The sequence below is a fragment of the Acinetobacter sp. WU_MDCI_Abxc222 genome (assembly GCF_025514755.1).
Taxonomy (GTDB): Bacteria; Pseudomonadota; Gammaproteobacteria; order Pseudomonadales; family Moraxellaceae; genus Acinetobacter; species Acinetobacter geminorum.
In genome coordinates this window covers 68575-92186 of sequence record NZ_JAHPVG010000006.1, presented here as the reverse complement: position 1 = coordinate 92186, position 23612 = coordinate 68575, and the positions used below count along the sequence as shown (strand labels likewise).

Below are 23612 nucleotides of genomic sequence, written 5' to 3'. Positions count from 1 at the left end.
GCCGACTCATGAAAAGTCGGCTTTTTTGTATTATTTAAACCAATTTACTTAAGATTCGAGCAATACGATTTTGTCTGATTTTTCTCTATTACATTTAAAAAGTGAGTGGCAAATGTATTGCTCTGGCGTAATGCATCGCGATGATCTCCGCCATCAATCGTTTGATATATAGTTGGTTTTTTTAATTTACATAACTGCTGATAATAAGCAGATGTGCCTCTAGGGTCGACTAAATGATCTTTAGAGCCCTGAACAATCATTAACGGCACAGTCGGCACCATATTTTCAATTGACTGTTGTTTTAGATAAGCCAGAAGAGGTTTTAAGTCTGCATTAGGCAGAAATATGCTAGAAGGAGACTTCTTCAAATCAGATTGAAGTTCAGATAAACAGCGACTGCGCGCTTGAGTTAGCACCGCATTCATTTCTGCACTGACTAAGTTTTCAGGAACAATACTTGGTTCTGCTGCTTGTGCTCCCAATAACACAATCGGGAAAAAAGCGGCCACACTAGGTTCTGGGTTCGGATTAGTTTTCACATATTCTGCAATGCCTTCATATTGATAGCCGCCTGGCGCAAGAGCAATTGCCCCTTTTAAATCTAGTTCAGGTGCATCTTTTTGACCATAGGCAGACACTGCAATTGCCGCAGCCCCACCTTGACTGTGCCCCATCACCAACCACTGTTTATTAAAATTCTTGGGCTTAAGCAAATGCAATGCCCGCACTGCATCGACAACCGTATGTAGTTGGCTCTTTGCATTCATATAAGGATGCCCGCCCGGTGTACCTAAGCCCTGATAATCAGGTGCAACAACTGCATAACCACGTGCAAGCCAACCATCTAAAGCTTTTGAAGCAACTTCTTGATATGAGTGAACTGGTCCACCCACATAGTCACCCGAAGGTGCACAAGTATCAGCAACTCCAGTCGTACCATGCGCCCAAGCCAGTATCGGCCAGCCATTTTTTGGTGGTGTTCCTTTCGGTAATAAAATAAAAGCCGATGCAACAATAGGCTCGCCCTGAATACCTCGACTACGATAATTAACTAACAAGCGCTGATCTGCATGAGGAAATAAATCTGTCACATCTTGTTGTGCTATAGAGAGTATTGAGCCTGGTTTTTCGTTCACAATTTGCTTACCCAAATCGGTAATTTGAGCAGCCATAGCAGAGCCAGACACCAAACAAATACTGCTAAATAAAATTTTAAAAAAAGAATTACTTTTTTTAATCAAGGGATTACTCCTCTATTATTTACACTACATCTATTTAAATAATTAATTTATAAAATATAAATTACCATAGAATCTTCTATATTTATATTTAACTCAAAATAATTTACATTTATATATAGTCTATTAAAATCTCATTAAATATATTTTAAAGAAATGTATTATAAATATCGTTGCAAAAATTAATCCAATTTCAATAATAAAAAATATATGCTGATATTTTCTTAATTACTATAGTGATTAAAATGTCAAAACAAAAATTTATACCCTACCTGATTTTTCTTATTCTCGGTTCTCTATCTATCCATAGTTTTGCAAACGTACAAGTCTATGGTCCGGGTGGGCCCGCACCCGCCATGAAAGAAGCCGCCAAACAATTCACCAATAAAACTGGCATAGCAGTCCATGTGACTTCTGGTCCTACTGCTCAATGGTCTGAAAAAGCGAAACTAGATGCAGATGTTATCTATAGTGGTTCCGAAGCCATGATGTCTGATTTCGAAAATACCTTTTCTGATCAAATTATAAAAGACTCGGTGGAACCTTTATATTTACGCCCCGCAGCCATTTTAGTACGCAAAGGAAATCCTAAAAATATTAAAGGATTTAAAGACCTAGCTAAACCCAATATTAAAGTTTTAGTTACACATGGTGCAGGTCAAGTCGGTATGTGGGAAGATATTGCTGGCAGAACTGGAAATATTCAATTAACAAAAGCTTTTCGAAAGAATATTGCCACCTATGCAGCCAATACAGGGATTGCCAAGAAAAGCTGGGAAGAAAATAGCAGCTATGATGCTTGGTTAGTCTTTAATATTTGGGGAGTTAGTAACCCAGATGTTGGACAAATTATCCCTATCGAACCAGAGCTAGTTGTCTATCGTGACATAGGTGTTGCATTAACTAAACATAGTCTAAAAGATGCTGAGGCTAAACGGTTTGTAGATTTTCTATCTTCACAGCAAGGCAATACTATTTTCAAAAAATATGGCTGGACTAAATAATTAAAAAGGGAGCTAAGCTCTCTTTTTAATTTTTAAAATTATTCACTCTAGTTCACTTAGAATATATTCGTTTCAAATTAAATATACGCCTGCGGCATATAAAGCACCGAGTATTAAACAAAAGGCTGAGCTGATATACCAAAATAAATCACTATTTCCCACAAATTTTGACTTTAACCATGGAAAAGCAAAACCACGGATAAGAAAAACCGCTGAAACAAGTGACAAAATAAGTTTAGTAAATGGTAATACCTGTATTCCCTTTGCTGCAAAGAAGGCATAAATAGCACATACAGTTAGAATTAACCCCACAGTTATAGCTGTAAAATTAGGATACCAGTGCCCTCTTTCAACCATATGGACAATACTTTTCCCCGCCCCTAAAAACCGAAAACCATTTGCTCCCCAGAACACACAAACAAAATGAAGTAATGCAGCACAGAATGTTAATAAAGCAGCAAGATATAGTAGAACGTTTGGAAGTGATTGCATTAGATTTTATACTAATAAATATGTGTGATATTTATTATACTTAATTATAAATTATATAATACTTATAAATAGTTAAGATAAGATTAACTTGGTATTTAATATTTTAAATACCAAGCTCAGATCATCTCAATTATTTACTTTCAAATTCTTTAAAATCAGCTTTTCTGATTTTTGCATGAATACCTTTGGTTTTATCTACTACTTGTGAAACTTCAAAATCAGTCGCGGCACTTAAATAGGCGTACGCTGTTGCTTCGTCAATACCGTATTCTTGATTTAAGAAACGAATGGCTTCACGTGTAGATTTCTTCATCGCTTCATCAAGATCTTCATCAAGTCCCGGCGTAATCCAAAACTCAGCATTTTCAGCTAAAGGTTGTTTTAAATCTTTGCCCGGTATTTTGTCATTACCTGCTTTGAGTAAGGTAAATTTCAGCGTGGCGCGGGCTGAAGCTTCTAGTGCCGTTAATGCCACCTCTCCGTCCCCTTGCGCGAAATGACTATCACCCGTATAGAATAATGCACCTTTAACCTGAACAGGATAATAAGCGGTTGAACCTGCACCTAGTTCATTAATATCAATATTTCCTCCATACATTGCAGGTGGTACAGAGTGAACAGGCTCAGATGTATTAGCTGCTACCCCCATAATTCCCATAAAAGGATACAGCGGAAAACGTATTGATTTACCAGATTCTGTTTTTAATACCCCTTCATATTCACCTTGTGCATTTTTTTCAATTGGGGTGAAAATCGATACATTTCCATAGCGTTCAGGATGTTCAGCCGATGCATTTTCTTGCTTCGCTTTTTTAGGAAACTCCCCGACTAAAGCCCCCTTACCATGTCGATTTGAAATCACACCGTAAGGAACACGCGGTTCAACTTTAAGTACTTCAACTTTCAAAATATCACCGGGCTGTGCGCCTTCAATGGCAACAGGACCTGTCACAATATGTGGCCCATCTTTATGAAAATCATGCTTTAAATTTGACTGTGTAATTGTTTTTGCTTCTTCCAATATTTGATTAGAATTTACACCCTTCGATTTAAAGAACTTTTCAGCATTACGCCCTTGGTCTTCAAGCAAACCTTCATGAGAAACTGTATCGAATGTCACGACACTACCCGACGGAACAGTAAGCACAGGTTTAGCATCACGATTCGGCAAATAACCCCATGTAATAGTATTTAAAGTAGAGGGAACATAATAATTACCTTTATATTCGCCACTTTGAAGTTGAGTAGGCTGTTTTGAAATTTGATTTAAAACTTTAAAATCATTGGCATGGGTGAGTGAAATACAAAGTACAGATAAAACCGAAGCTGTCAGGCGTTTAACTTTTAACATGATTTCAGAACCTAAAAAATATGAAAGTTACAGTAAAGTCCTAAACAAGTAGCAAGCATTGTGCCAAGGCTAAAGTTGTGTAATATCAAAAAAGCGCTTCATGGTTATAAAAAATAAATAATTTTTTTAGATTTAATAACTTATCTTCAAATAAAATTAAAACCTCGACTTAAGTCTAACTTAAATATTTCATTCTATTTTTATTTATTAATTTTTAATCATATTAATATTTTTGCTCTCTTCAGATACATATTTATAGACTAGCTCATATAACGTACTCATTTAGATCACTTAATAATAATTATTTTTCTATATAATATAAATCCAAACATAGTTATATATTTTAATTTTATATAACTTAAATCAAAAAAATAAACCCTGAATAATTAAAATCAGGGTTTACTTATTTTATGGTGATTATATCGTTTACTAAACTGTATGTCCCATGCGCTCACCCATTACAACCACAGACTCAGCTTTAAAACGTTGTTCCCATTCGATCTTATCTTTTTCAAATAAAATAACGGCTGTAGAACCTAAATAAAAACGTCCAAGCTCAGCACCTTTCTCTAGCTTTAACTGATGATGCTGTAATTCGATACGACCTGAAGGTTTTACCTTGCCTGTTGCCACAGTTTCAATACCAGCAACAATCATCGCCCCCACTAGAACAACAGCCATACGGCCAAGTTCAGTATCAAACAAACACACCATACGTTCATTACGAGCAAATAATCCCGGTACATTTTCAGCAGTGACCTGATTTACCGAAAATAGCTCGCCTGGCACATATAACGTTTCTGTTAAAGTACCTGCAAACGGCATATGAACACGATGGTAATCGCGTGGTGATAAATAAACTGTCGCGAACTCCCCGTCTTGGAATGGCTGAGCAAGTTGTGGATCGCCAATTAATTTCTCTACAGAGAAACTTTGACCTTTGGCTTGAAAGACTTCACCCGCAGTAATTTTACCAATTTGGGAAATTGCACCGTCCGCTGGTGACACAATACTATCTGCATTTTCATCAATTAGACGTACACCTTCTTTTAATGCACGGGTAAAAAAGTCATTAAAAGATTTATATTTCAGTGCATTGCCTTGTTCAGCAATCGATAAATCAATCCCATACTTAGCTTTAAACGCATGAATAACAGCGTTTTTCACAACTGGATTTTCACTCGCAGCAACTTTACCTACCACACGGCTCAATTGGTGCTGTGGTACAAGGTTTTGTGCCTTAATAAATAATTCTTTTTTTAATCGAGATGTGAAACTCACGAGGGTGATTCTCCAGTAATAATAGGACTATCGAGGCGATTGCCCCATTCACTCCACGCACCATCATAGGCTTTTGCTTCCCAGCCCAAGAGTCTAGCCAGAATATAGGCCAAACCAGAACGATGATGTGACTGGCAGTACACAACTACAGGTTGTTGTAAATCGAACCCAAGTTGTTCAAGGCGCTGCCGCGTGCGTTCAAGCGGATGCAATTTTAGATGATTTTGACGATTAAGTGCAGTACTCCATTCAAAATGGAGGGCGTTTGGAATGTGACCGCCGCGTCGCGCTGCTAAACGGACACCACTATATTCATCACTCGTACGGCAATCCCATAGTTGCACACTTTCTTGTTCAACTTGTTTGCGTAACTCTTCATAGCTCACACGGAACTGAGCGGCATGTGATAAATCAATTTGAATTAAGTCTGCAACAGGAGAAACTTTTTCGACTTCTGCTGTGGTTGGTAAGCCTGCCCCTAACCATGCATGGATACCGCCGTTAATTAAACTGGTACGGGTAAATCCTAGGCAATGCAAATTCCAGATTAAACGTCCAGCCCATGCCCCACCTTCATCGTCATACACTACGACATGATGATTAGGTGAAATATTCAATTTTTCAATCAGTGCTTGTAAACCCGCTTCATCCGGCAAAACACCAGTAGCTTCTTCATGCTGAGCCACTAACCATTTAGGCTGTAAATGAATGGCATGTGGAATATGGAGTTGTTCATAAACCGATGCACGGCTCAAATCTATAATGCGAATATATTCATTGCCTAAATAAGGCACTAATTCTTCTGCTTCTATTAATAAATCGAGTTTAAAATCAGGGAGTGTCATCGTCATGGTTTCTTTTTATACCAGCTTATTTTCAATCTTAGCATAAGCATATATCTAACAAACTCTGATTTTCTGCTACGCTTTAGCAGAAAATCAGATATCAGCATTCTCACTTTTAAAAATAAAAAATAGCGAGACTACTTTTTACTTAAACCGCTTCTTCAAGTTCTTCGATTTCAAAAACCTGACGTAAATAGGCCAAGAAAGTATCGTTGTCAGTCATGGTTTTACCTGGACTATCTGAGATTTTCGCAACCGACTGACCATTACACTCAACCAGTTTCAACACAATATTCAGCGGCTTTTGCCCCATATCGTTGGTTAGGTTAGTTCCAATACCAAAACTCACCTGAAAACGATCTTTAAAGTATTGATGCAACTCCCAAGCCTTTGGCAAATTAAGGCCATCGCTAAAGGTCAGCATTTTGGTTTTGGTATCAATTTTTAATTTACGGTAATGTGCATACGCCTTATCGCCCCACTCATACGGGTCGCCGCTGTCATGACGTAAACCATCAAAGAGTTTGGCAAAATACAGGTCAAAGTCGCGTAAGAAAGCATCCATCCCTACCACATCGGTTAGGGCAATTCCCAAATCTCCACGGTACTCTTGTACCCACGTTTCCAGAGCAGCTTTTTGGAAATCACGCAAACGTACATCAAGTGCCTGAAAAGCTTGTAGGAACTCATGTGCCATGGTCCCGATTGGTGTAATGTTAAGCTCTTTAGCCAGCAACACATTACTTGTACCACGGAACACATTTGGTACAGTTTTATGAAATGCCGCTACGACATGCTTTTGCCATGCAAAGCTATAACGACGGCGTGTACCAAAATCAGAAACTAAAAACGGGGGATCATTCGGCTGTTGAGATTTTTCATATTGCTGAATCAAATCGAGTTTTGCTTGTAAACGGCGTTCGCCTTCAGCCCAAACTTGGTCTGTTTTGATACGGCTAAAATATAACTCGTTTACAATTGCCAGAACAAAAATCTCGAACATCATGGCCTGGACCATTGGACCTTCAATACGAATATCCAAACGACCTTCTGCATCAATGCTAGCCTGAATAAAACGTCGTTTCAGTTGAAATAGTTCTAAATAATCAACAAAATCACTTTTGATAAAGCGTAATTTACGTAAATATTGAAGCTCATCTTCTTTATATTTAAGGCTACACAAATAGTCGAGTTGCTGATTTAAATCATCCAAAATATCTACTAGTGGATAGACAGTATCTTCTAAATTTCTACAGCGGAAATGATAGACACTATGGGTTTGCGGGAATTTATGCAAAACCACTTGTAACATCGTAAATTTGTACAAGTCTGTATCTAGTAAAGAATGGATAATTGGAGACATAGTCAATGATTATTCGCTTGCTTCTTAGCATTAAAGCATATTTTTATGGATGAATTGCGAGGTTTTATACCATTGTTGCAGTTCCATGAAATTTCCTTTTAAAAATCATTTAATTTAAATTCTGCTAAACTACGTTAATTCAATTAATTAAAGAAATTTGCTTTAACTATGCGCGCTTTAATACAACGAGTTCTTGAAGCCAAAGTGGTGGTAGACGGTGAAACTACAGGCGAAATCCAACAAGGCCTATTAGTCTTTTTAGGCATTGGCCGAGATGATAATTTGGCTATTGGCCAAAAGCTTATTGATAAAATTTTGAAATATCGCATCTTTGATGATGAGCAAGGCAAAATGGGCTGGAATGTATCTCAAGCAAATGGTGGAATCCTGCTTGTGTCGCAATTTACCTTAATGGCACAAACACAAAAAGGTTTGCGTCCAGACTTTGGCCCAGCGATGCCACCTAGCGATGCAAAAGCGTTATACGAACAATTGGTTGAATATACACATTCTCAATTTGAAAACGTTCAAACAGGAATTTTTGCTGCGGATATGAAAGTACACCTCATTAATGATGGGCCAGTAACTTTCAATTTGGAAGTTGAAGCATAGACATAAAAAAACTCCCAAATGGGAGTTTTTTTATGTCTAGCAATTAACGTCCAGTTTTCTCTTTAATGAAAGCACGCGCCTGACGTACTTTTTCTTTTACTGGTTTTGGTAACTTAGGTGGAATGAGCTTAGCGACTTGGTTAAACCATACCAATAGGCTGAAATCACCTTCCATTTTAATGCTGCCGTCTTGCATACCCGTCATAAATGCTGTTGGGTCACCTTTAATCAAAGTTTTTACACCTTGCTCACTGTCTGCGAATTGCAAAATAAAATCAGCTTTCTCAGGTGCACCTGCAACCGTGTCAATTTGACCATTATTAATAATGATCTGACGTGCAACGCCTAGATCTGTACCAATCTGAATACGGAACGTGCGGTCATGAATCAGTTCAATAAACTTAGGGCTAGTACGCGCCAACTGCTTCATACGCAGCACTAAACCTGCTACCAATAAATCTAACGGGTCTGTACTGACATCAACGAGAGGTAACTTGACTACAGGTATGGAAGAAAGTTTCATGAACATTCACGCCTATTGTATTTTTATGAAAACTTTAGAGCAAAACTTAGCAACGACATACCATTGCCTGTGTTTTATGCATCAATTGATAATTTTTTAGCTGGCAACGCAATCTAGATGAAACGTCAACAGACGCATCTATCGTAGCATAACTGGCTATTTTTTAATAAATGCTTTGTATAATAAAAATCACGTTTCGTAAATGAAAAAGGCATGCTGTGCATACCTTTTTACCGTTAGATAACAATTTAATTATCGGCTAGAACATTGCTGCTGATCATCTTCATATACTGGCGTGTGTTCTATATATTGGCGATTTGCCAATGCCTTTTGTGCTTGTTTATCCTCACGTAACAGAATAAATGTAACCATTACCATCGCTAGACTTAGTGCAGTTAAATAACTATATGTGACTGGCATTTCAAAAGTGACTTGAACTCCAAAACGGACCACTTCCAATAGCCCCCAAAAGAACATCCCTGCAAGCATAAAACCAAGCCAACGACGGTAAGGAGAAAAGAAAACAGCAACAAGCGCGACAGCAATTAAGCTGAATCCGGCGATAGCGGCAAAATTCGCTGTTACCATAGAAACCTCCGTCTTAATGAAAACGTCTAAAAACATTCGGTCTTAAATACCCGACCTCATTCCAAAAACAACTTTAATTCATGATTTGTGTTGAAGCTTACGATGCATTATGGATGTTTTTTTTTAGAAAAAAAGACCCGTTTTTTCTTAATGCGACATACTTTGTCGCAACATTCTTTTGTCATTACATTTTTGTAAAATTCAAAAAGTTCGATTCCCTATATGGCATCAATTCTGGCGTGTCATTACAAAAAAATATGCTGTTTTTAAGGCCCAAAATAAGTTTTTTTCAGATTTTTTTATTGCCTTTTTTCTGTGCAAAATTTTGTCATAACTTGCTTGTTTTTATGACTATTCTGCATAAAAAAAGCGCTACTCTGAAGTAGCGCTTAAAGCTTATCCACATAGGTTAAGCACGATTTAAATCTTTATCATGCATACCGAGTAAATACAGCACACCATCTAAACCAACACTTGAAATCGCTTGATTTGCATTTTGGCGTACTAATGGTTTTGCACGATAAGCAACGCCTAAGCCTGCAATCGCAAGCATTGGTAAATCGTTTGCACCATCGCCTACTGCCATCGCTTGCTCTAGAGAAATCCCCATCTTATTTGCAAGCTCGCGTAATAGCTCAGCTTTACGGGCGCCATCTACAATTGCACCTTTCACTTCACCTGTTACGAAGCCGTCTTGCACATCTAAAATATTGGCGTGAACTTCATCAATACCGAGTTTGCCTTGTAAATATTCAGCAAAATACTGGAATCCACCAGATAAAATTGCCGTTTTATAACCAAGTGCCTTTAAGGTCGAGATAAGACGCTCCGCACCTTCGGTAATGGTTAAACGCTCTGCAATTTTAGGCAAAACAGCAGCATCAAGCCCTTTTAATAATGCAACACGTGCACGGAAGCTTTGCTGGAAATCAAGCTCACCTTGCATTGCTCTTTCAGTAATTTCAGCAACTTGTGCACCTACCCCTGCTTCAATCGCCAACTCATCAATTACTTCTTGTTCAATTAATGTTGAGTCCATATCGAAGCACACTAAACGGCGGTTACGGCGATAAGCGTTGTCTTCTTGAACAGCAACATCAATATTTAATTCGCTTGAAAGAAGTAAACATGCAGCACGCATGGCTTGTGCATCTAAAGTTGGGCCACTACTTAGACCAAACTGTACGCAGGCACGACGTGGAAATTTATTATCTCTTTCGAAGTCTACACGACCTGATAAACGCGTTACTGTTTCGATGTTAAAGCCTTGGCTAGACACAATTTTTGTAACTGCTTGTAAGTGTGCCGCAGTGAGTTCTGGGGCTAAAGCCGTGACGATATAACGAGTCCGACCACCTTCACTTACCCATTGATCGTATTCTGCACCCGTGATTGGTTTAAAGCGCACTGTTAAGCCAATATCATGTGCTAAAATCAAAATCTCTTTCATTGCCAATGCGGTCGCAGTTTCATTATCAGAAGCGACCACAATGCCTAATGTAAGTTGATTATGAATAACAGCCTGACCTACATCCAGTATTTGCAATGAATGTACGGATAGTACTTGCATTAATCGGGTAAACTGGTTTGGTTGGTCCGGTCCTAAAAAGGATATAAGAATGATTTCTCGCATGAATTGACTCTAGTCTGAGTGACAACTATTGTAAGAATCATAATCGAATTTCAATATAATTGCCTTGGAAGTTTAACTTGATTGCGCCTAGACAAGGGCTATTTGCTAGCCTACTGATCGTTAGTTTTGCATTGCATACCTTTTTATTGGTCATTGCAACGACACACCAGCTTAATGAAAACCGTGCGAGTCAAGGTCAGCTCATGACCAGTCAGCTCGTTGCAGACAGCTTATCTGAGCTTGAACCTGCTAATACGGTGTCTTTAGCTCTGATTGCCAATCGCTATGCGACCAATCCAAGTGTTGCGTCTATTCGCATTCTTGATGCGAACAAACAGGTTCTAGCAACAAGCGGAATTTCAAAAACCCGCCAAGGCGAAATTTTTGCTCGTGATGCCCTTCAAAATGAAAAGAAAGTGGGATCTATCGAAGTTACGTTGATTCAGCCAAGTATTGGAGAAATTCTTCGTACTCAATGGCTTGCAATTTTAGCTTCTCTGTTTTTGCATGTTTTATTGTGGCTTGCCTATCGTGCGGTTGCTCGTCCAACAAGAAGCGAATATTTGGCACGCATTAATGAAGAAAACCGCTTGAAGCATGAAATTCAGCAGTTAACTCAAGCATTGGCTCTAGAAAAACAAAATACGGTCACGTTGGTTGCACAAGCGCAACAACAAGCGAAAGCGAAACCAGCAGCTCGCCAACAAGCCGAGAAAACTTCAGATTCAGCTGACCAACATACGTTGGCACTCAATATTCAGTTTTATGATCCTAAACAGTTATTAAGCAGTGTTAACCAATCGGTATCTGTTCCTTATTTCAAGCTCTGCCAGCTCTTTTTAAACAAGAGTATTGAGTTATGCGTTAAGCATTACCAATTGAAGCTCACAGATATTGAAGTAGTAGATGAGTTTAATGCAGAAGGCGCGACACTTGCGATTTCAACCTCTCATACGCATGCCGTAGAATGTCTACTTATGATTGGAACCGTATTCCAATTACTTTCAGATGTTTTATATAAACGTTACCGTGAAGATAAACGTTTTGCGCTGCAAACTCGTAGTGCAACGTGTAATGCTGTGGAAGCTATGCAAATCGATGCAAAAGAAGCTGCTCAACGTTTAGCACAGCATCTTCATGCTAAAGAGTCAGCTTTATATCTCGAAAATGAACAGCTCAAAGCAATTCAAGACAGCTACCAACTTGTTGCAATGCCAAACCCAAGCAATGTGATGACACGTCATGCATTTATGATCAATGGTATGAATGCAGAATGTGCTGAACTTGCTCAAAATATCCGGACTGAAATTTTAATGGGGAAAAAATCAATCCCACAAAATGATAGTCCAAGTAGTGCAGCTTCATAAAAAATTACTACGCGCATCAGAACCTAGCCTTTTGGCTAGGTTTTTTTTATTTAAATTCATGGCTTTTATTTAAAACCACTCCATTTTCTTATGATTTATTTGTATAAATAAATCTCGATCTATTCTTAGATGTCACAAATTTGGATAAATCAGAATCATAGGCAAAATTCTCTAAACAGCGTAAACTATGCAAAATTTATTAAATAGAAATTGTCTTACGACAAAAAAAGGTGAAAGCGAATGCCGCTGAGTCGTGTTGAAGATCTTGTCGCCGATATTCGTGCAGGCAAAATGGTTATCTTGATGGATGACGAAGATCGCGAAAATGAAGGTGATCTTGTCATTGCAGCAACGCATGTTCGTCCTGAAGATATTAACTTCATGATTACCCATGCACGTGGTCTAGTTTGCCTAACGCTAAGCCGTGAGCGCTGTAAACAGTTAAACCTTCCGTTGATGGTTGACCAAAATGGTGCTCAGCACAGTACAAACTTTACCTTATCAATTGAAGCTGCCGAAGGTATTACCACGGGTATTTCAGCAGCAGAGCGTGCACATACAATTCAAGCTGCTGTCGCAGCGCATGCAAAACCAACTGATATCGTACAGCCGGGCCATATTTTCCCGTTAATGGCACAACCAGGTGGTGTTTTACATCGTGCAGGCCATACCGAAGCAGGTTGTGATTTAGCACGTTTAGCAGGCCTTGAACCAGCGTCTGTCATTTGTGAAATCATCAATGAAGATGGCACAATGGCACGCCGTGCAGATTTAGAAATTTTTGCTGAGAAGCATGGCTTAAAAATTGGTACAATTGCGGACTTGATTCACTACCGCATGACCAATGAGCAAACGGTTGAGCGTCTGGATCAAAAAACCATTCAAACAGAATATGGTTCATTTGAACTTTATCGTTATCGTGAGATTGGTAACCCGGACATTCATTTGGCTTTAGTTAAAGGCGAGCCAAAAGAAGGCGTTACAACAGTACGTGTGCATGGTTTTAGTCCAATTCGCGATTTGCTTAAGCTCAATAAAGCTGATGGTGAACCTGCGTGGAACTTAGACCGTGCCCTACAGACGATTGCAGCGAGTGATCGCGGTGTTTTAGTCTGGATCGGACAAGATCATTTGCAAGACTTGGGACCAGCGTTGGATGATTTAAATAAGCCAAAACCGGTGAAATCCAATGCAGCACTTTCACATCAATATCAAACTATTGGTGTCGGTGCTCAAATTTTGCGTGATTTAGGTGTTGAAAAAATGAAGCTTCTTAGCTCACCATTACGTTTCAATGCCTTATCTGGCTTTAATTTAGAAGTAGTGGAATATGTCACTGCTGATCAAATCACAACGAAATAATCGAGGTTGCTATGGCAATTCGCCGTATTGAAGGTTTATTACATCTCGCAAGCGAAGGTCGTTATGCGATTTTAGTGGGTCGTTTCAACAGCTTTGTTGTTGAACACTTATTGGATGGTGCAATCGACACATTAAAACGTCATGGTGTAAATGAAGATAACATTACTGTTATTCATGCTCCTGGCGCATGGGAACTCCCGATTGTTGCTAAAAAATTAGCTACATCAAACCAGTTTGATGCCATTATCGCACTTGGCGCAGTTATTCGTGGTAGCACACCACACTTTGACTTCGTTGCTGGTGAATGTGCAAAAGGTTTAGGTGTAGTCGCGTTAGAAAGCAGCTTGCCTGTCATCAATGGTGTATTAACTACTGATAGCATCGAGCAAGCCATCGAACGTTCAGGTACAAAAGCAGGAAACAAAGGTAGCGAAGCTGCTTTAACTGCAATTGAAATGGTTAATTTATTAAAGGCAATTTAAAGCATGTCTCAAACACTGCAAGCCGCTTATGCAGCAAAACGTAAAGCACGTCGTTTTGCTGTACAAGGTATTTATGAGTGGCAAATGAGTCACAACCCTGTACATGAAATCGAAGCACGCACCCGTGCTGAAAATGCAATGCACAAGGTAGACTTAAACTACTATCACGAACTGCTAACACAAGTGATTGCACAGCACGAAGATCTTGATGCATTACTTATTCCGGTACTTGACCGTGAACTTAGTGCACTTGATGGTGTAGAGCTAGCAACATTACGCTTGGGTGCTTACGAGTTACGTGATCATTTAGAAGTACCTTACCGAGTAGTTCTAGATGAAGCTATTGAACTCGCTAAACACTTTGGTGGAGCAGATAGCCATAAATACATTAATGGCGTTCTAGATCGTTTAAGTTCAACACTACGTAGTGCTGAAAAACAACAAGCAAACTAATAGGTTTGAAGTTGATATGGCTGAGTTTTCTATTATTGACCAATACTTTAACAGACAATCTTATACAGATGTCACCTTAGGTATTGGAGATGACTCAGCCTTAATTACCCCTCCCGTAAACCAACAATTGGTGATCTGTGCAGATACACTCGTTGCTGGACGTCATTTTCCTCTTGATACTTCTGCCCATGCGATTGGCTGGAAAAGTGTGGCTGTCAATCTTTCAGATATTGCTGCCATGGGGGCAAAACCGCATAGTATTTTACTTGCGCTCAGCCTACCCACAATTGATCATGAATGGCTTGAAGGATTCAGTCAGGGAATTTATGACTGCTGTAATCAATTTGGGGTTGCTCTCATTGGTGGAGATACGACCCAAGGCCCTCATCTCACCATTACCGTCACAGCCATGGGCTGGATTGAAACCGGACAAGCCGTGTTACGTTCAGGTGCCAAAGTCGGTGACTATGTTTGTGTGAGCGGTCAAGTTGGTGATGCAGCGTATGGTTTACAGCACCTAGGTCATCCATTACAAAAAAGGCTAGACTACCCGATCCCACGTTGTCAGCTTGGACAACAGCTGAAGGGATTAGCTTCAAGTATGATTGATATTTCTGATGGATTAGCCCAAGATTTAGGCCATATTTTAAAAGCTTCAAAGGTCGGTGCCCGATTACTTTTAGAAAAGTTACCGATTGATTCAACACTACAAGAACTACCGGAACAGCAGCGCTGGCAATATGCGCTAGCTGGTGGTGATGATTACGAGTTATGTTTTACAATAACACCGCAAAATTATGAAAAACTTTTGCAAAAACAACTAGACATTAAGATTACAATGATCGGAGAGATCGTTGAGCAAACACAACTAACTTTTGAGCACTTGGGTTCAGATTACCCATTGCAAATTCATGGATACCAACACTTTGCATAAGCCACCGATTCATTTTAAGGACATGTCTTGGTTCAACCGCTGCATCGTTTTCTGTGGAGTTGGTTTCGGATCTGGTCTCGCACCTAAAGCTCCCGGTACTTTTGGCTCTGCCTTTGCCCTACTTTTCGTTCCAATCTGGTTATCACTTGGCTTTAACTTAAGCTTGATCGCTATCCTCATCATGTCCTTGGTAGGAATTTATATTTGTGGTCAAACTGCAAAAGTGATTGATGTACACGATGATGGTCGAATTGTGTGGGACGAGTTTGCAGGTCAATCTATTACCTTCCTTCCCCTGCTTTATTTACAACAAATGAATTGGATGTGGGTGATTGGGGGATTTATATTATTTCGGATTTTCGATGTTTGGAAACCTTGGCCTATACGCGTTATTGATCGTCAAGTGCATGGTGGTTTTGGTATTATGCTTGACGATATTATTGCCGGTGTATGGGCTGCTCTTTGTACACTAATTATTATCCATTTGAGTTAAATCATTAGAGTTATTCATGTCAACTACCGTCATTATTCTTGCTGCAGGCAAAGGAACGCGTATGCGTTCTCAGCTTCCTAAAGTATTACAACCTTTAGCGGGTCGCCCACTTTTAGGACATGTCATTCAAACAGCAAAAAAAATACACGCAGAAAATATTATTACGATTTATGGACATGGTGGTGACCACGTCAAACAAACTTTTGCACAAGAAAAGATTCAATGGGTTGAACAAGCAGAACAACTAGGTACAGGTCATGCGGTACAAATGACCTTACCCGTACTTCCTAAAGACGGTATTTCATTAATTCTTTATGGTGATGTACCTTTAGTACGTCAAACAACGCTAGAGCAACTTGTTGAAGTTTCAAGTAAAACGGGCATTGGCATGATTACTTTACATGTCGACAACCCAACAGGTTATGGTCGTATCGTTCGTCAAGAAGGTAAGATTCAAGCGATTGTTGAACATAAAGATGCAACAGAAGCTCAGCGTCAGATTCAAGAAATCAACACAGGTATTTACTGTGTTAGCAATGCAAAACTTCATGAGTGGTTGCCTAAACTTTCAAATGAAAATGCGCAAGGCGAATATTATCTAACTGACATCGTAGCAATGGCTGTTGCAGATGGTCTAGAAATCGCATCTATTCAACCAGAACTCGCTTTTGAAGTTGAAGGCGTCAATGACCGCTTACAACTTGCTGCACTTGAACGTGAGTTCCAGCAACAGCAAGCAAAAGAGCTTATGCAACAAGGCGTAACTTTTGCAGACCCTGCACGTTTTGACTTACGCGGTTCTGTGAAAATTGGACATGACGTTCGTATTGACGTCAATGTGATTATTGAAGGTGACTGTGAACTGGGCGATTTTGTTGAAATCGGCGCTGGATGTATTCTAAAGAATACAAAAATTGCCGCAGGCACCAAAGTTCAGGCCTATAGCGTTTTTGATGGTGCAGTAGTTGGTGAAAATGCTCAAATTGGACCATTTGCACGCTTACGCCCAGGCGCTAAATTGGCAAATGAAGTACATATCGGCAACTTTGTTGAAGTTAAAAACACAACGATTGGATTGGGTAGTAAAGCCAACCATTTCACCTATTTAGGTGATGCAGAAATCGGTGCTGAATCGAATATTGGGGCAGGTACGATTACTTGTAATTACGACGGTGCAAATAAACACAAAACCACTATTGGCGATGCCGTTTTTATCGGTTCTAATAGCTCGCTGGTTGCTCCGGTGACCATTGGGAATGGCGCAACAGTTGGTGCGGGTTCTGTGATTACGAAAGATGTAGCCGAACAAAGTCTCTCCTTTGAACGTGCGCAACAAATTTCAAAAGCAAATTATCAACGTCCCCAAAAGGTTAAAAAATAAGAGGATTGAAGTATGTGTGGTATCGTCGGAGGCGTTGCAGAACGTTGTGTAACCGAGATTTTAATTGAAGGTTTAAAACGTCTTGAATACCGCGGTTATGATTCTGCGGGTGTTGCTTTACTGAATAACCAACAAATTTTACGTGAGCGTCGTGTAGGTAAAGTAATCAATCTTGCCGATGCAGTTGCTGAACACCAGCTTACAGGGGCTATCGGGATTGCACATACCCGTTGGGCAACACACGGTAAACCAACTGAAAACAATGCTCACCCGCATATGTCTGGTAAGGTTGCTGTTGTACATAACGGTATCATTGAAAACTACCAAGAATTAAAAGATGACCTTCAAGCTTTAGGTTATGTTTTTACTTCTCAAACAGATACTGAAGTTGTTGCACACTTAGTTGCTGAAGCATTAAAAAGTACAGATAGCCTTTTAGAAGCTGTTGAAACTGTTGTACCTCAGCTTAAAGGTGCTTACGCGCTAGGTATTATCCACAGCGATTATCCGGATGAACTGATTACTGTACGTGAAGGCTCACCACTCGTGATTGGTGTAGGTATTGGTGAAAACTTTATTAGTTCAGACCAACTTGCACTTTTGCCTGTAACTAACCGCTTTATGTACCTAGAAGAAGGCGATATTGCACGTCTTACTCGTACTTCAATTGAAGTATTTGCAAATGGCGAACGCGTTGAGCGTCCAGTACGAGAGCTTGATGCAACTGTAAGTAGTGCATCAAAAGGTGAATACAAACACTACATGCTCAAAGAAATTTATGAGCAACCAGAAGCAATCAAGCAAACAATTTCTCAAGCGCTTGATGGCAACAGCTTACGTGATGATTTCTTGAAAAATGCTGATGCAGATTTCAACAAAATTCAAAGCGTACAAATCATTGCGTGTGGTACAAGTTACCACTCAGGAATGATTGCGAAATATTGGTTTGAGCAACTGATTGGTGTGCCTTGCCAAGTTGAAATCGCAAGTGAATTCCGCTATCGCACCCCTGTAATTGTTGAAAATACACTTTATATTTGTATTTCACAGTCAGGTGAAACTGCTGATACTTTAGCTGCACTACGCGAAACTCAAAAACGTGCGAAAGCAAACAATATCGACATTCAGACTTTAACCATCTGTAACGTTGCTACGTCTTCAATGGTTCGTGAAACTGATCATCACTTATTGACGCTTGCTGGTCCTGAGATTGGTGTTGCATCAACTAAAGCGTTTACGACTCAGCTTGCTGCGCTTATGTTGTTAATCTTGAAAATTGGTCAAGTGAAACAACGTATTAGCCCTGCTCTGCTTGAAGAAATTACGCGTGAGTTATGGCACAGCCCGAAAGTTATTCTTGATACGCTTAAACATGATCCAGAAATTTTGCGTTTGTCTGAATTATTCGTTGAAAAAAATCACTGCTTATTCTTAGGCCGTGGTACGAATTATCCAATCGCATTAGAAGGCGCATTAAAGCTAAAAGAAATTTCATATATTCATGCAGAAGGCTATGCAGCTGGTGAGTTAAAACACGGTCCATTAGCACTTGTTGATAATGAAATGCCGATCGTCATTCTTGCTCCAAATGATGAAATGCTTGATAAGCTAAAATCAAATATGGAAGAAGTTCAGGCACGTGGTGGTGAATTATTTGTTTTCGCTGACGAAAATAGCGGAATCAGTGGAAAAGACCGTCAACACGTTGTGCATATTCCAGCAGTAAACGAATGGCTAGCTCCAATCGTTTATAGCGTACCAGTTCAGTTGTTGTCTTATCACGTTGCTGTATTACGTGGTACAGACGTTGACCAACCACGTAACTTGGCGAAGTCAGTAACTGTAGAGTAATTCAAAAAGATCATTATTAAGGCATCACTTGCTTTAATAACTGATTGATTAAGCCCGATATGTATAACTGCATAGCGGGCTTTTTTATTGCGTTCATATCGCTACACAGACGCTTTTACGTGAAAGAGAATCTAGTTTGATAGTAGAGAACTCTCCTAGGACCCTATGTCACAACGGACTTTTACTTTTGCGCTGATTTAAAGTTTGAGAGATCATTGCGACACAGAGATAAAGGAGCTAAGCGAACTTAGCCCATTTCAGTTTTGTCGCAGCGTCGAATGATGCCGAACAAGTTAGGGGCAAAGTCCTGTGGGAGATCAGGACTTTGCAAACTGGTGTGTTTTAAACGTTGTACGGTTTGAGGCGAATACACCTGTGCAAGCTGTTGGCAAATACAATTGCAACTGGCTTGCCTGTGTTCACCTAACGAACAAATTCTTTTAAATTCCTGCTGAGCATTGGCATCATCATTTGTAATACTGTAAGCACCGAACACAAGGTTTAAAACTAATATAAATTTATGAAGTTTCATATTATTCTCATGATTATTTATATCTTTAAATAAAATAAAAATACGATCAACCTTAATATTAAAATATTTTTTTAAATAATGATTAACCCTCCCAAAAAAACACAGGAAAAATAAAATAATTAAAATTTTAAAATAAAAACAATTTATAAATTTAAAAAATCAGGATATAGAAAATCCATATTTTAAATAAATAAAATTATTAACTGAGAGAGAAAATAAGTTTAAATAGTGGCATGGCCAACTCCTTAAAAAAGGAGTCCTACCACCAAATCACCGTCAATTGATTAGGGTGGCAGAACGAAAGAGGGTTGACAGACTAGACCTAGCGACCAGCACGCGCGAACGCGTCCCCCTTCCGCCCTACCATAGAGAAAAAGGGGGCACAAAGGTTCCACATGGGAAATACTGAGTAAGTATAACCCATTTGCTAAGTACGGTCTGTCAAAACCGACTGGCAATGTAGGCCAGCAACGAAATCATAATCGGTATAATAAAGAACGTCAATTTATTTTAATGAAAAAAGTTTAAATATAATAATTTTATTCACATTTAAATAATATTAATCTCTTTATTATATTTATGGCTTTTAATTAAATTTAAAATATAAAATTTGGTTATATACACTTAGTTAATAAAATAGATTAATCGTTAATTTTAATTTAACAGTTTATATAAATACGTCTAAGATGAAGAATATCTAGGGATAAAACATCTTATAGAACGCCCTACTCCATAAGTTGATAAGCGCCCTCTCTCCCCATCTTTTCTAGAACTTATTTCTCTATAGCTTTATTGAATTTATAAAGTTCTAAAGTATAGTCTCTGGTGTTTATTAAGACATTCTAATAAATACAAATAAATCAACATGTTATATACAAAAACCAACAAAAACACTTGGCTTTTTACATGAAAAATCATGATATAAATCACGCTTCGAAATTTGCCTAATAACTATAAATTTCGACTATTACAAAAACTTTCTAATTATAAGGAGCGACTTATCATGGCTAATGGCTTTCCAGGTGGAAACTTTAGAATCGTTAACAAAGAAACAGGTGCATGTATCGCAAGCGCATACGGTGGACAAACCCATGGCTTACAAGATGCGGTAAGTTCACTTGGAGAAACGGGTAAGATAGCTTACTCGCATACAAATGATCGACTATTTACAGTACATGACAAGGTTAAAAACATAGAAGAAGAACTTTGGTATTTTGACAGCCGCGACTATCGCAGTGGGCGAGAGAATAAGCTATACAACAAAGTTAAAGATATTCGTTCTAGTTGGGTGCTGGGTGCTTATGTTAAGACAGATGCGATTGCATATAAATTATTAGACAAGGACTTAGAGCATTTCCTCAGTCTTTTACCACAGCAAGATGAAGAAACACTCGCCCACTTAAAAACCAGTGATTGTCTTGATATCGTTAGTCTATTAGATACCTTTATTGATAGTAACGGCGAAGAAACGATTAAATCGGAGCTTGTTGGTAAACTTGATGAGACTAAGCTGAATGACTTTTTAGATGCAGTACTCGCTCATGAGTCAATTCGTCACATCGAACAAAAGTTCCATGAATATGCTTCCTCTCCGTTGCTATTTTTAGATATTCCTGAACTTAAAGATTTACCTAATAGCCCTTTCACTCAGCATAACGAACAACTCTATAAGATTATTCTTGCCTCTGTGCAATTAGATGTCTTGGATCAAAAAGATTGGACTACAAGGTCAGAGTTCCGATTGCATTTACGCCATGACAATATCGATGCTCTACTAAAAAATATGAAGAAAGAGAGCATGGCGGAGCTTCATGTAAAAGCATATAAAGAATATGAAAATACTCAAGACCTCAAAAAAGAAGCCGTAAAAGTCCTTTTAGAGCTTAGAAAAACTCTAAATTTACATACGAATGAAAAAAATATGGATACGGTCAAAAAGATTTTAAAAGTCAGCTTAAAATCAAATGAATCTTTTGAACAACTGCAAACAGCATTGAACAGTACCAATGGTAAAGAAATAAAACCAGTGAATTGGCATAGTGGCGATGTTTTCTTACAAGGCGCGGGTCGTCAGTACCAAACTAATTGGGCATTTGAAGATGGTTATATCTTTGTAGAAGGCCAACCAAATGCTGTACTGACACATATCTGGGGTTCATCTGTAGGTATTAGTCAACGATCTGATGACCCAAACCAACGTTGGGAACTTAAAAGTGCTTAATAGACAGTGACTCTAAAAGCTAAATAAGCTTATTTTCAATCATCCAAAGAATTTAAATCATTCTTTGGATGATTTTTAGTTTTTATAGCCATAAATCTGATTATAAAATTGAAATACTTATAAATTTCATATACTTTAAATTGTTTAAAATTCACTCAAAAATAGTAACAATAAGATAGGTAAAACATGATTTCTTTAGAGCTTTTCATTACATTTTTAATTACTACAATTATTTTTGCTTATATTCCGGGTCCAGCAATGCTGTATACCGCTGCACAGACGCTTTCTCGTGGTAGAAAATCTGGTTTGATGGCTGCATTTGGAATTTTCGTAGGAGGTTGTTTTCATATCATAGCGGCGTCTTTAGGCTTAACGACCATCTTTCAAATCATTCCAAAACTCTATGATATTATTAAAATTTTAGGTGCTTTGTATTTAGTTTGGTTAGGCATTAAATTAATTAGATCGACCTCGTCCCCGACTCTTCAGCAAAATGTTGAAAATGGTCAGTTATCTTTGAGGCAGAGCATTCTGGTCGAAGTTTTAAACCCTAAAACCGCTATTTTTTATATCGCTTTTTTACCTCAATTTATTAATACCTCATTAGATTTTCCAGTTTGGTCTCAGTTCATCATTTTAGGGCTGATTGTGAATCTGATCTTTGTTTCTGCTGATGTGGTTTGTGTGTTTTTAGCCAATTACATTAGTCAAAAATTAACTAAATCGAAGAAGCCCCAAAAATCTATGTCAGTGATGGGTGGACTCATTTTTATGGGGCTAGGCGTTTTTCTTGGCTTTAAAAATCAGTAGTTTCTACAGGTAAATGCTTACCTAACAAAGAGAAACTAACATCCGCAACTTCCAACGGGTCTGAACTGGTCCAAATAATATGATTCCCCTCATTTGGGCTTTCAGAACTTAAATGATATTGATTGAGCTGCCGAATTAATTGCGCTGTTACAGCTTCCGAAGGCTCAATAATTTGTATATCACGGCCTACAATTTCCTGAATCGTATCTGAGACAAACGGGTAATGGGTGCATCCTAAAATAATCGTATCGACTTTTTGTTCGACCAACGGCGCTAAAATATTTTTTAAATAATCCTTAACTTCAGCGGTATGCGCTTTGCCCGTTTCAATTTTTTCGGCCAAACCAATACACGGCACTAAAGAGACTTTAATATCTTGCGCATATGTTTCAATTAAACTTTTTAAGTTTTTGCCCTTCACTGTGGTGGCAGTTGCCAAAACCGCAATATGCTTGCTCATGGTCATTGCCACAGCTGGTTTTACCGCTGGTTCTATGGCAATAAGTGGCACATTAATTTGCGCTCTGATTGTTTCAATCGCTACAGCCGTCATGGTGTTACAAGCAACAACGATCGCTTTGCATTTACCCTGTGCAACTAGATTTGAAATTAAATGCGTGGTTCGTGAAACAATCCAGTCGCTTTCTTTGTCTCCATACGGGACATATTTCGAGTCGGCGAAATAGATAATGTCTTCATTCGGAAGCGCCTCCCGAATATGCTTAAAGAGAGACAACCCGCCTAAACCAGAATCAATCATTCCAATCGGGTTGTTATTGTTATTCATGGTTTGTCC

The 23612-nt window shown here is 38.7% G+C and carries 23 protein-coding genes and 1 pseudogene; 13 read left to right on the top strand and 11 right to left on the bottom strand.

The window, feature by feature from the left end:
- Positions 1 to 44 precede the first annotated feature (44 nt).
- Complete coding sequence (locus tag KTJ10_RS10975; RefSeq protein WP_262442015.1) at positions 45 to 1241, bottom strand: lysophospholipase; 1197 nt, start codon at positions 1239 to 1241, stop codon at positions 45 to 47.
- A gap of 242 nt (positions 1242 to 1483) precedes the next feature.
- Between KTJ10_RS10975 and KTJ10_RS10970 the strand changes: the two genes are divergently transcribed.
- Entirely contained in the window at positions 1484 to 2242 is a 759-nt protein-coding gene (locus tag KTJ10_RS10970) for an AcfC family putative adhesin (protein WP_262442014.1), read from the top strand.
- Positions 2243 to 2314: 72 nt separating this feature from the next.
- On the opposite strand, the gene KTJ10_RS10965 is transcribed toward KTJ10_RS10970, so the two are convergent.
- From KTJ10_RS10965 to pncB, 5 genes are all read right to left on the bottom strand, one after another.
- The gene (locus tag KTJ10_RS10965; RefSeq protein WP_139841482.1) at positions 2315 to 2734 is read right to left on the bottom strand and encodes a hypothetical protein; all 420 of its coding nucleotides are present in this window, start codon (positions 2732 to 2734) and stop codon (positions 2315 to 2317) included.
- Positions 2735 to 2864: 130 nt separating this feature from the next.
- Positions 2865 to 4085, bottom strand: coding sequence for an acetamidase/formamidase family protein (locus tag KTJ10_RS10960; RefSeq protein WP_262442013.1), 1221 nt, complete (start codon positions 4083 to 4085; stop codon positions 2865 to 2867).
- Positions 4086 to 4514: 429 nt separating this feature from the next.
- Positions 4515 to 5366 carry an archaetidylserine decarboxylase gene (asd, locus tag KTJ10_RS10955; RefSeq protein WP_014207963.1) on the bottom strand — a complete coding sequence of 284 codons (852 nt, stop codon included), beginning with the start codon at positions 5364 to 5366 and terminating at the stop codon, positions 4515 to 4517.
- Positions 5363 to 6211 carry a sulfurtransferase gene (locus KTJ10_RS10950; protein WP_262442012.1) on the bottom strand — a complete coding sequence of 283 codons (849 nt, stop codon included), beginning with the start codon at positions 6209 to 6211 and terminating at the stop codon, positions 5363 to 5365. The genes asd and KTJ10_RS10950 overlap by 4 nt, the downstream gene beginning before the upstream one ends.
- 148 nt (positions 6212 to 6359) lie before the next feature.
- On the bottom strand, positions 6360 to 7574 hold the full coding sequence (gene pncB / locus KTJ10_RS10945; RefSeq protein ID WP_046812089.1) for a nicotinate phosphoribosyltransferase: 1215 nt from the start codon (positions 7572 to 7574) through the stop codon (positions 6360 to 6362).
- Positions 7575 to 7742: 168 nt separating this feature from the next.
- On the opposite strand from pncB, the gene dtd reads away from it, so the two are divergent.
- Complete coding sequence (gene dtd, locus KTJ10_RS10940; protein ID WP_046812090.1) at positions 7743 to 8186, top strand: D-aminoacyl-tRNA deacylase; 444 nt, start codon at positions 7743 to 7745, stop codon at positions 8184 to 8186.
- 43 nt (positions 8187 to 8229) lie between these two features.
- Here dtd and KTJ10_RS10935 read toward each other — a convergent pair whose 3' ends face one another.
- Positions 8230 to 8709: an SCP-2 sterol transfer family protein gene (locus tag KTJ10_RS10935; RefSeq protein WP_262442011.1), complete on the bottom strand. Its 480-nt coding sequence runs from the start codon at positions 8707 to 8709 to the stop codon at positions 8230 to 8232.
- Between the two features lie 252 nt (positions 8710 to 8961).
- Positions 8962 to 9297 carry a ciprofloxacin tolerance protein AciT gene (gene aciT / locus KTJ10_RS10930; RefSeq protein ID WP_002119105.1) on the bottom strand — a complete coding sequence of 112 codons (336 nt, stop codon included), beginning with the start codon at positions 9295 to 9297 and terminating at the stop codon, positions 8962 to 8964.
- Between the two features lie 113 nt (positions 9298 to 9410).
- Here aciT and KTJ10_RS17980 point away from each other — a divergent pair, with 113 nt between their 5' ends.
- Positions 9411 to 9683 (top strand): hypothetical protein, encoded by a 273-nt coding sequence (locus KTJ10_RS17980; protein WP_046812146.1) that lies wholly within the window; start codon positions 9411 to 9413, stop codon positions 9681 to 9683.
- 23 nt (positions 9684 to 9706) lie between these two features.
- Here KTJ10_RS17980 and serB read toward each other — a convergent pair whose 3' ends face one another.
- Positions 9707 to 10930 carry a phosphoserine phosphatase SerB gene (gene serB / locus KTJ10_RS10925; protein WP_046812091.1) on the bottom strand — a complete coding sequence of 408 codons (1224 nt, stop codon included), beginning with the start codon at positions 10928 to 10930 and terminating at the stop codon, positions 9707 to 9709.
- 59 nt (positions 10931 to 10989) lie between these two features.
- On the opposite strand from serB, the gene KTJ10_RS10920 reads away from it, so the two are divergent.
- The 8 genes from KTJ10_RS10920 (at position 10990) to glmS (ending at position 19253) form a co-directional block, all read left to right on the top strand.
- Positions 10990 to 12297: a hypothetical protein gene (locus KTJ10_RS10920; RefSeq protein ID WP_199992279.1), complete on the top strand. Its 1308-nt coding sequence runs from the start codon at positions 10990 to 10992 to the stop codon at positions 12295 to 12297.
- 240 nt (positions 12298 to 12537) lie between these two features.
- Entirely contained in the window at positions 12538 to 13659 is a 1122-nt protein-coding gene (ribBA, locus tag KTJ10_RS10915) for a bifunctional 3,4-dihydroxy-2-butanone-4-phosphate synthase/GTP cyclohydrolase II (protein ID WP_002119278.1), read from the top strand.
- An 11-nt stretch (positions 13660 to 13670) separates the two neighbouring features.
- Complete coding sequence (gene ribE, locus KTJ10_RS10910) at positions 13671 to 14141, top strand: 6,7-dimethyl-8-ribityllumazine synthase (protein ID WP_002119264.1); 471 nt, start codon at positions 13671 to 13673, stop codon at positions 14139 to 14141.
- Positions 14142 to 14144: 3 nt separating this feature from the next.
- Positions 14145 to 14594 (top strand): transcription antitermination factor NusB, encoded by a 450-nt coding sequence (gene nusB / locus KTJ10_RS10905; RefSeq protein WP_002119137.1) that lies wholly within the window; start codon positions 14145 to 14147, stop codon positions 14592 to 14594.
- A gap of 16 nt (positions 14595 to 14610) precedes the next feature.
- On the top strand, positions 14611 to 15528 hold the full coding sequence (gene thiL, locus KTJ10_RS10900; protein WP_262442010.1) for a thiamine-phosphate kinase: 918 nt from the start codon (positions 14611 to 14613) through the stop codon (positions 15526 to 15528).
- Positions 15506 to 16021 carry a phosphatidylglycerophosphatase A gene (locus KTJ10_RS10895; RefSeq protein WP_016143831.1) on the top strand — a complete coding sequence of 172 codons (516 nt, stop codon included), beginning with the start codon at positions 15506 to 15508 and terminating at the stop codon, positions 16019 to 16021. Before thiL ends, KTJ10_RS10895 begins: the two co-directional genes overlap by 23 nt.
- A 16-nt stretch (positions 16022 to 16037) precedes the next feature.
- Entirely contained in the window at positions 16038 to 17402 is a 1365-nt protein-coding gene (gene glmU, locus KTJ10_RS10890) for a bifunctional UDP-N-acetylglucosamine diphosphorylase/glucosamine-1-phosphate N-acetyltransferase GlmU (protein ID WP_262442009.1), read from the top strand.
- 12 nt (positions 17403 to 17414) lie between these two features.
- Entirely contained in the window at positions 17415 to 19253 is a 1839-nt protein-coding gene (glmS, locus tag KTJ10_RS10885) for a glutamine--fructose-6-phosphate transaminase (isomerizing) (protein ID WP_016142702.1), read from the top strand.
- Between the two features lie 237 nt (positions 19254 to 19490).
- Here the strand turns inward: glmS and KTJ10_RS10880 are convergent.
- A pseudogene (locus KTJ10_RS10880) lies at positions 19491 to 19785 on the bottom strand (hypothetical protein).
- 1003 nt (positions 19786 to 20788) lie between these two features.
- On the opposite strand from KTJ10_RS10880, the gene KTJ10_RS10875 reads away from it, so the two are divergent.
- Together KTJ10_RS10875 and KTJ10_RS10870 are read left to right on the top strand one after the other, a co-directional pair.
- Positions 20789 to 22006, top strand: coding sequence for a hypothetical protein (locus KTJ10_RS10875; RefSeq protein ID WP_060465130.1), 1218 nt, complete (start codon positions 20789 to 20791; stop codon positions 22004 to 22006).
- Between the two features lie 186 nt (positions 22007 to 22192).
- Positions 22193 to 22816 (top strand): LysE family translocator, encoded by a 624-nt coding sequence (locus KTJ10_RS10870; RefSeq protein WP_000624238.1) that lies wholly within the window; start codon positions 22193 to 22195, stop codon positions 22814 to 22816.
- Here KTJ10_RS10870 and murI read toward each other — a convergent pair.
- Entirely contained in the window at positions 22803 to 23603 is an 801-nt protein-coding gene (murI, locus tag KTJ10_RS10865; protein ID WP_262442008.1) for a glutamate racemase, read from the bottom strand. The two genes, KTJ10_RS10870 and murI, sit on opposite strands and share 14 nt — an antisense overlap.
- Between the last annotated feature and the right edge of the window lie 9 nt (positions 23604 to 23612).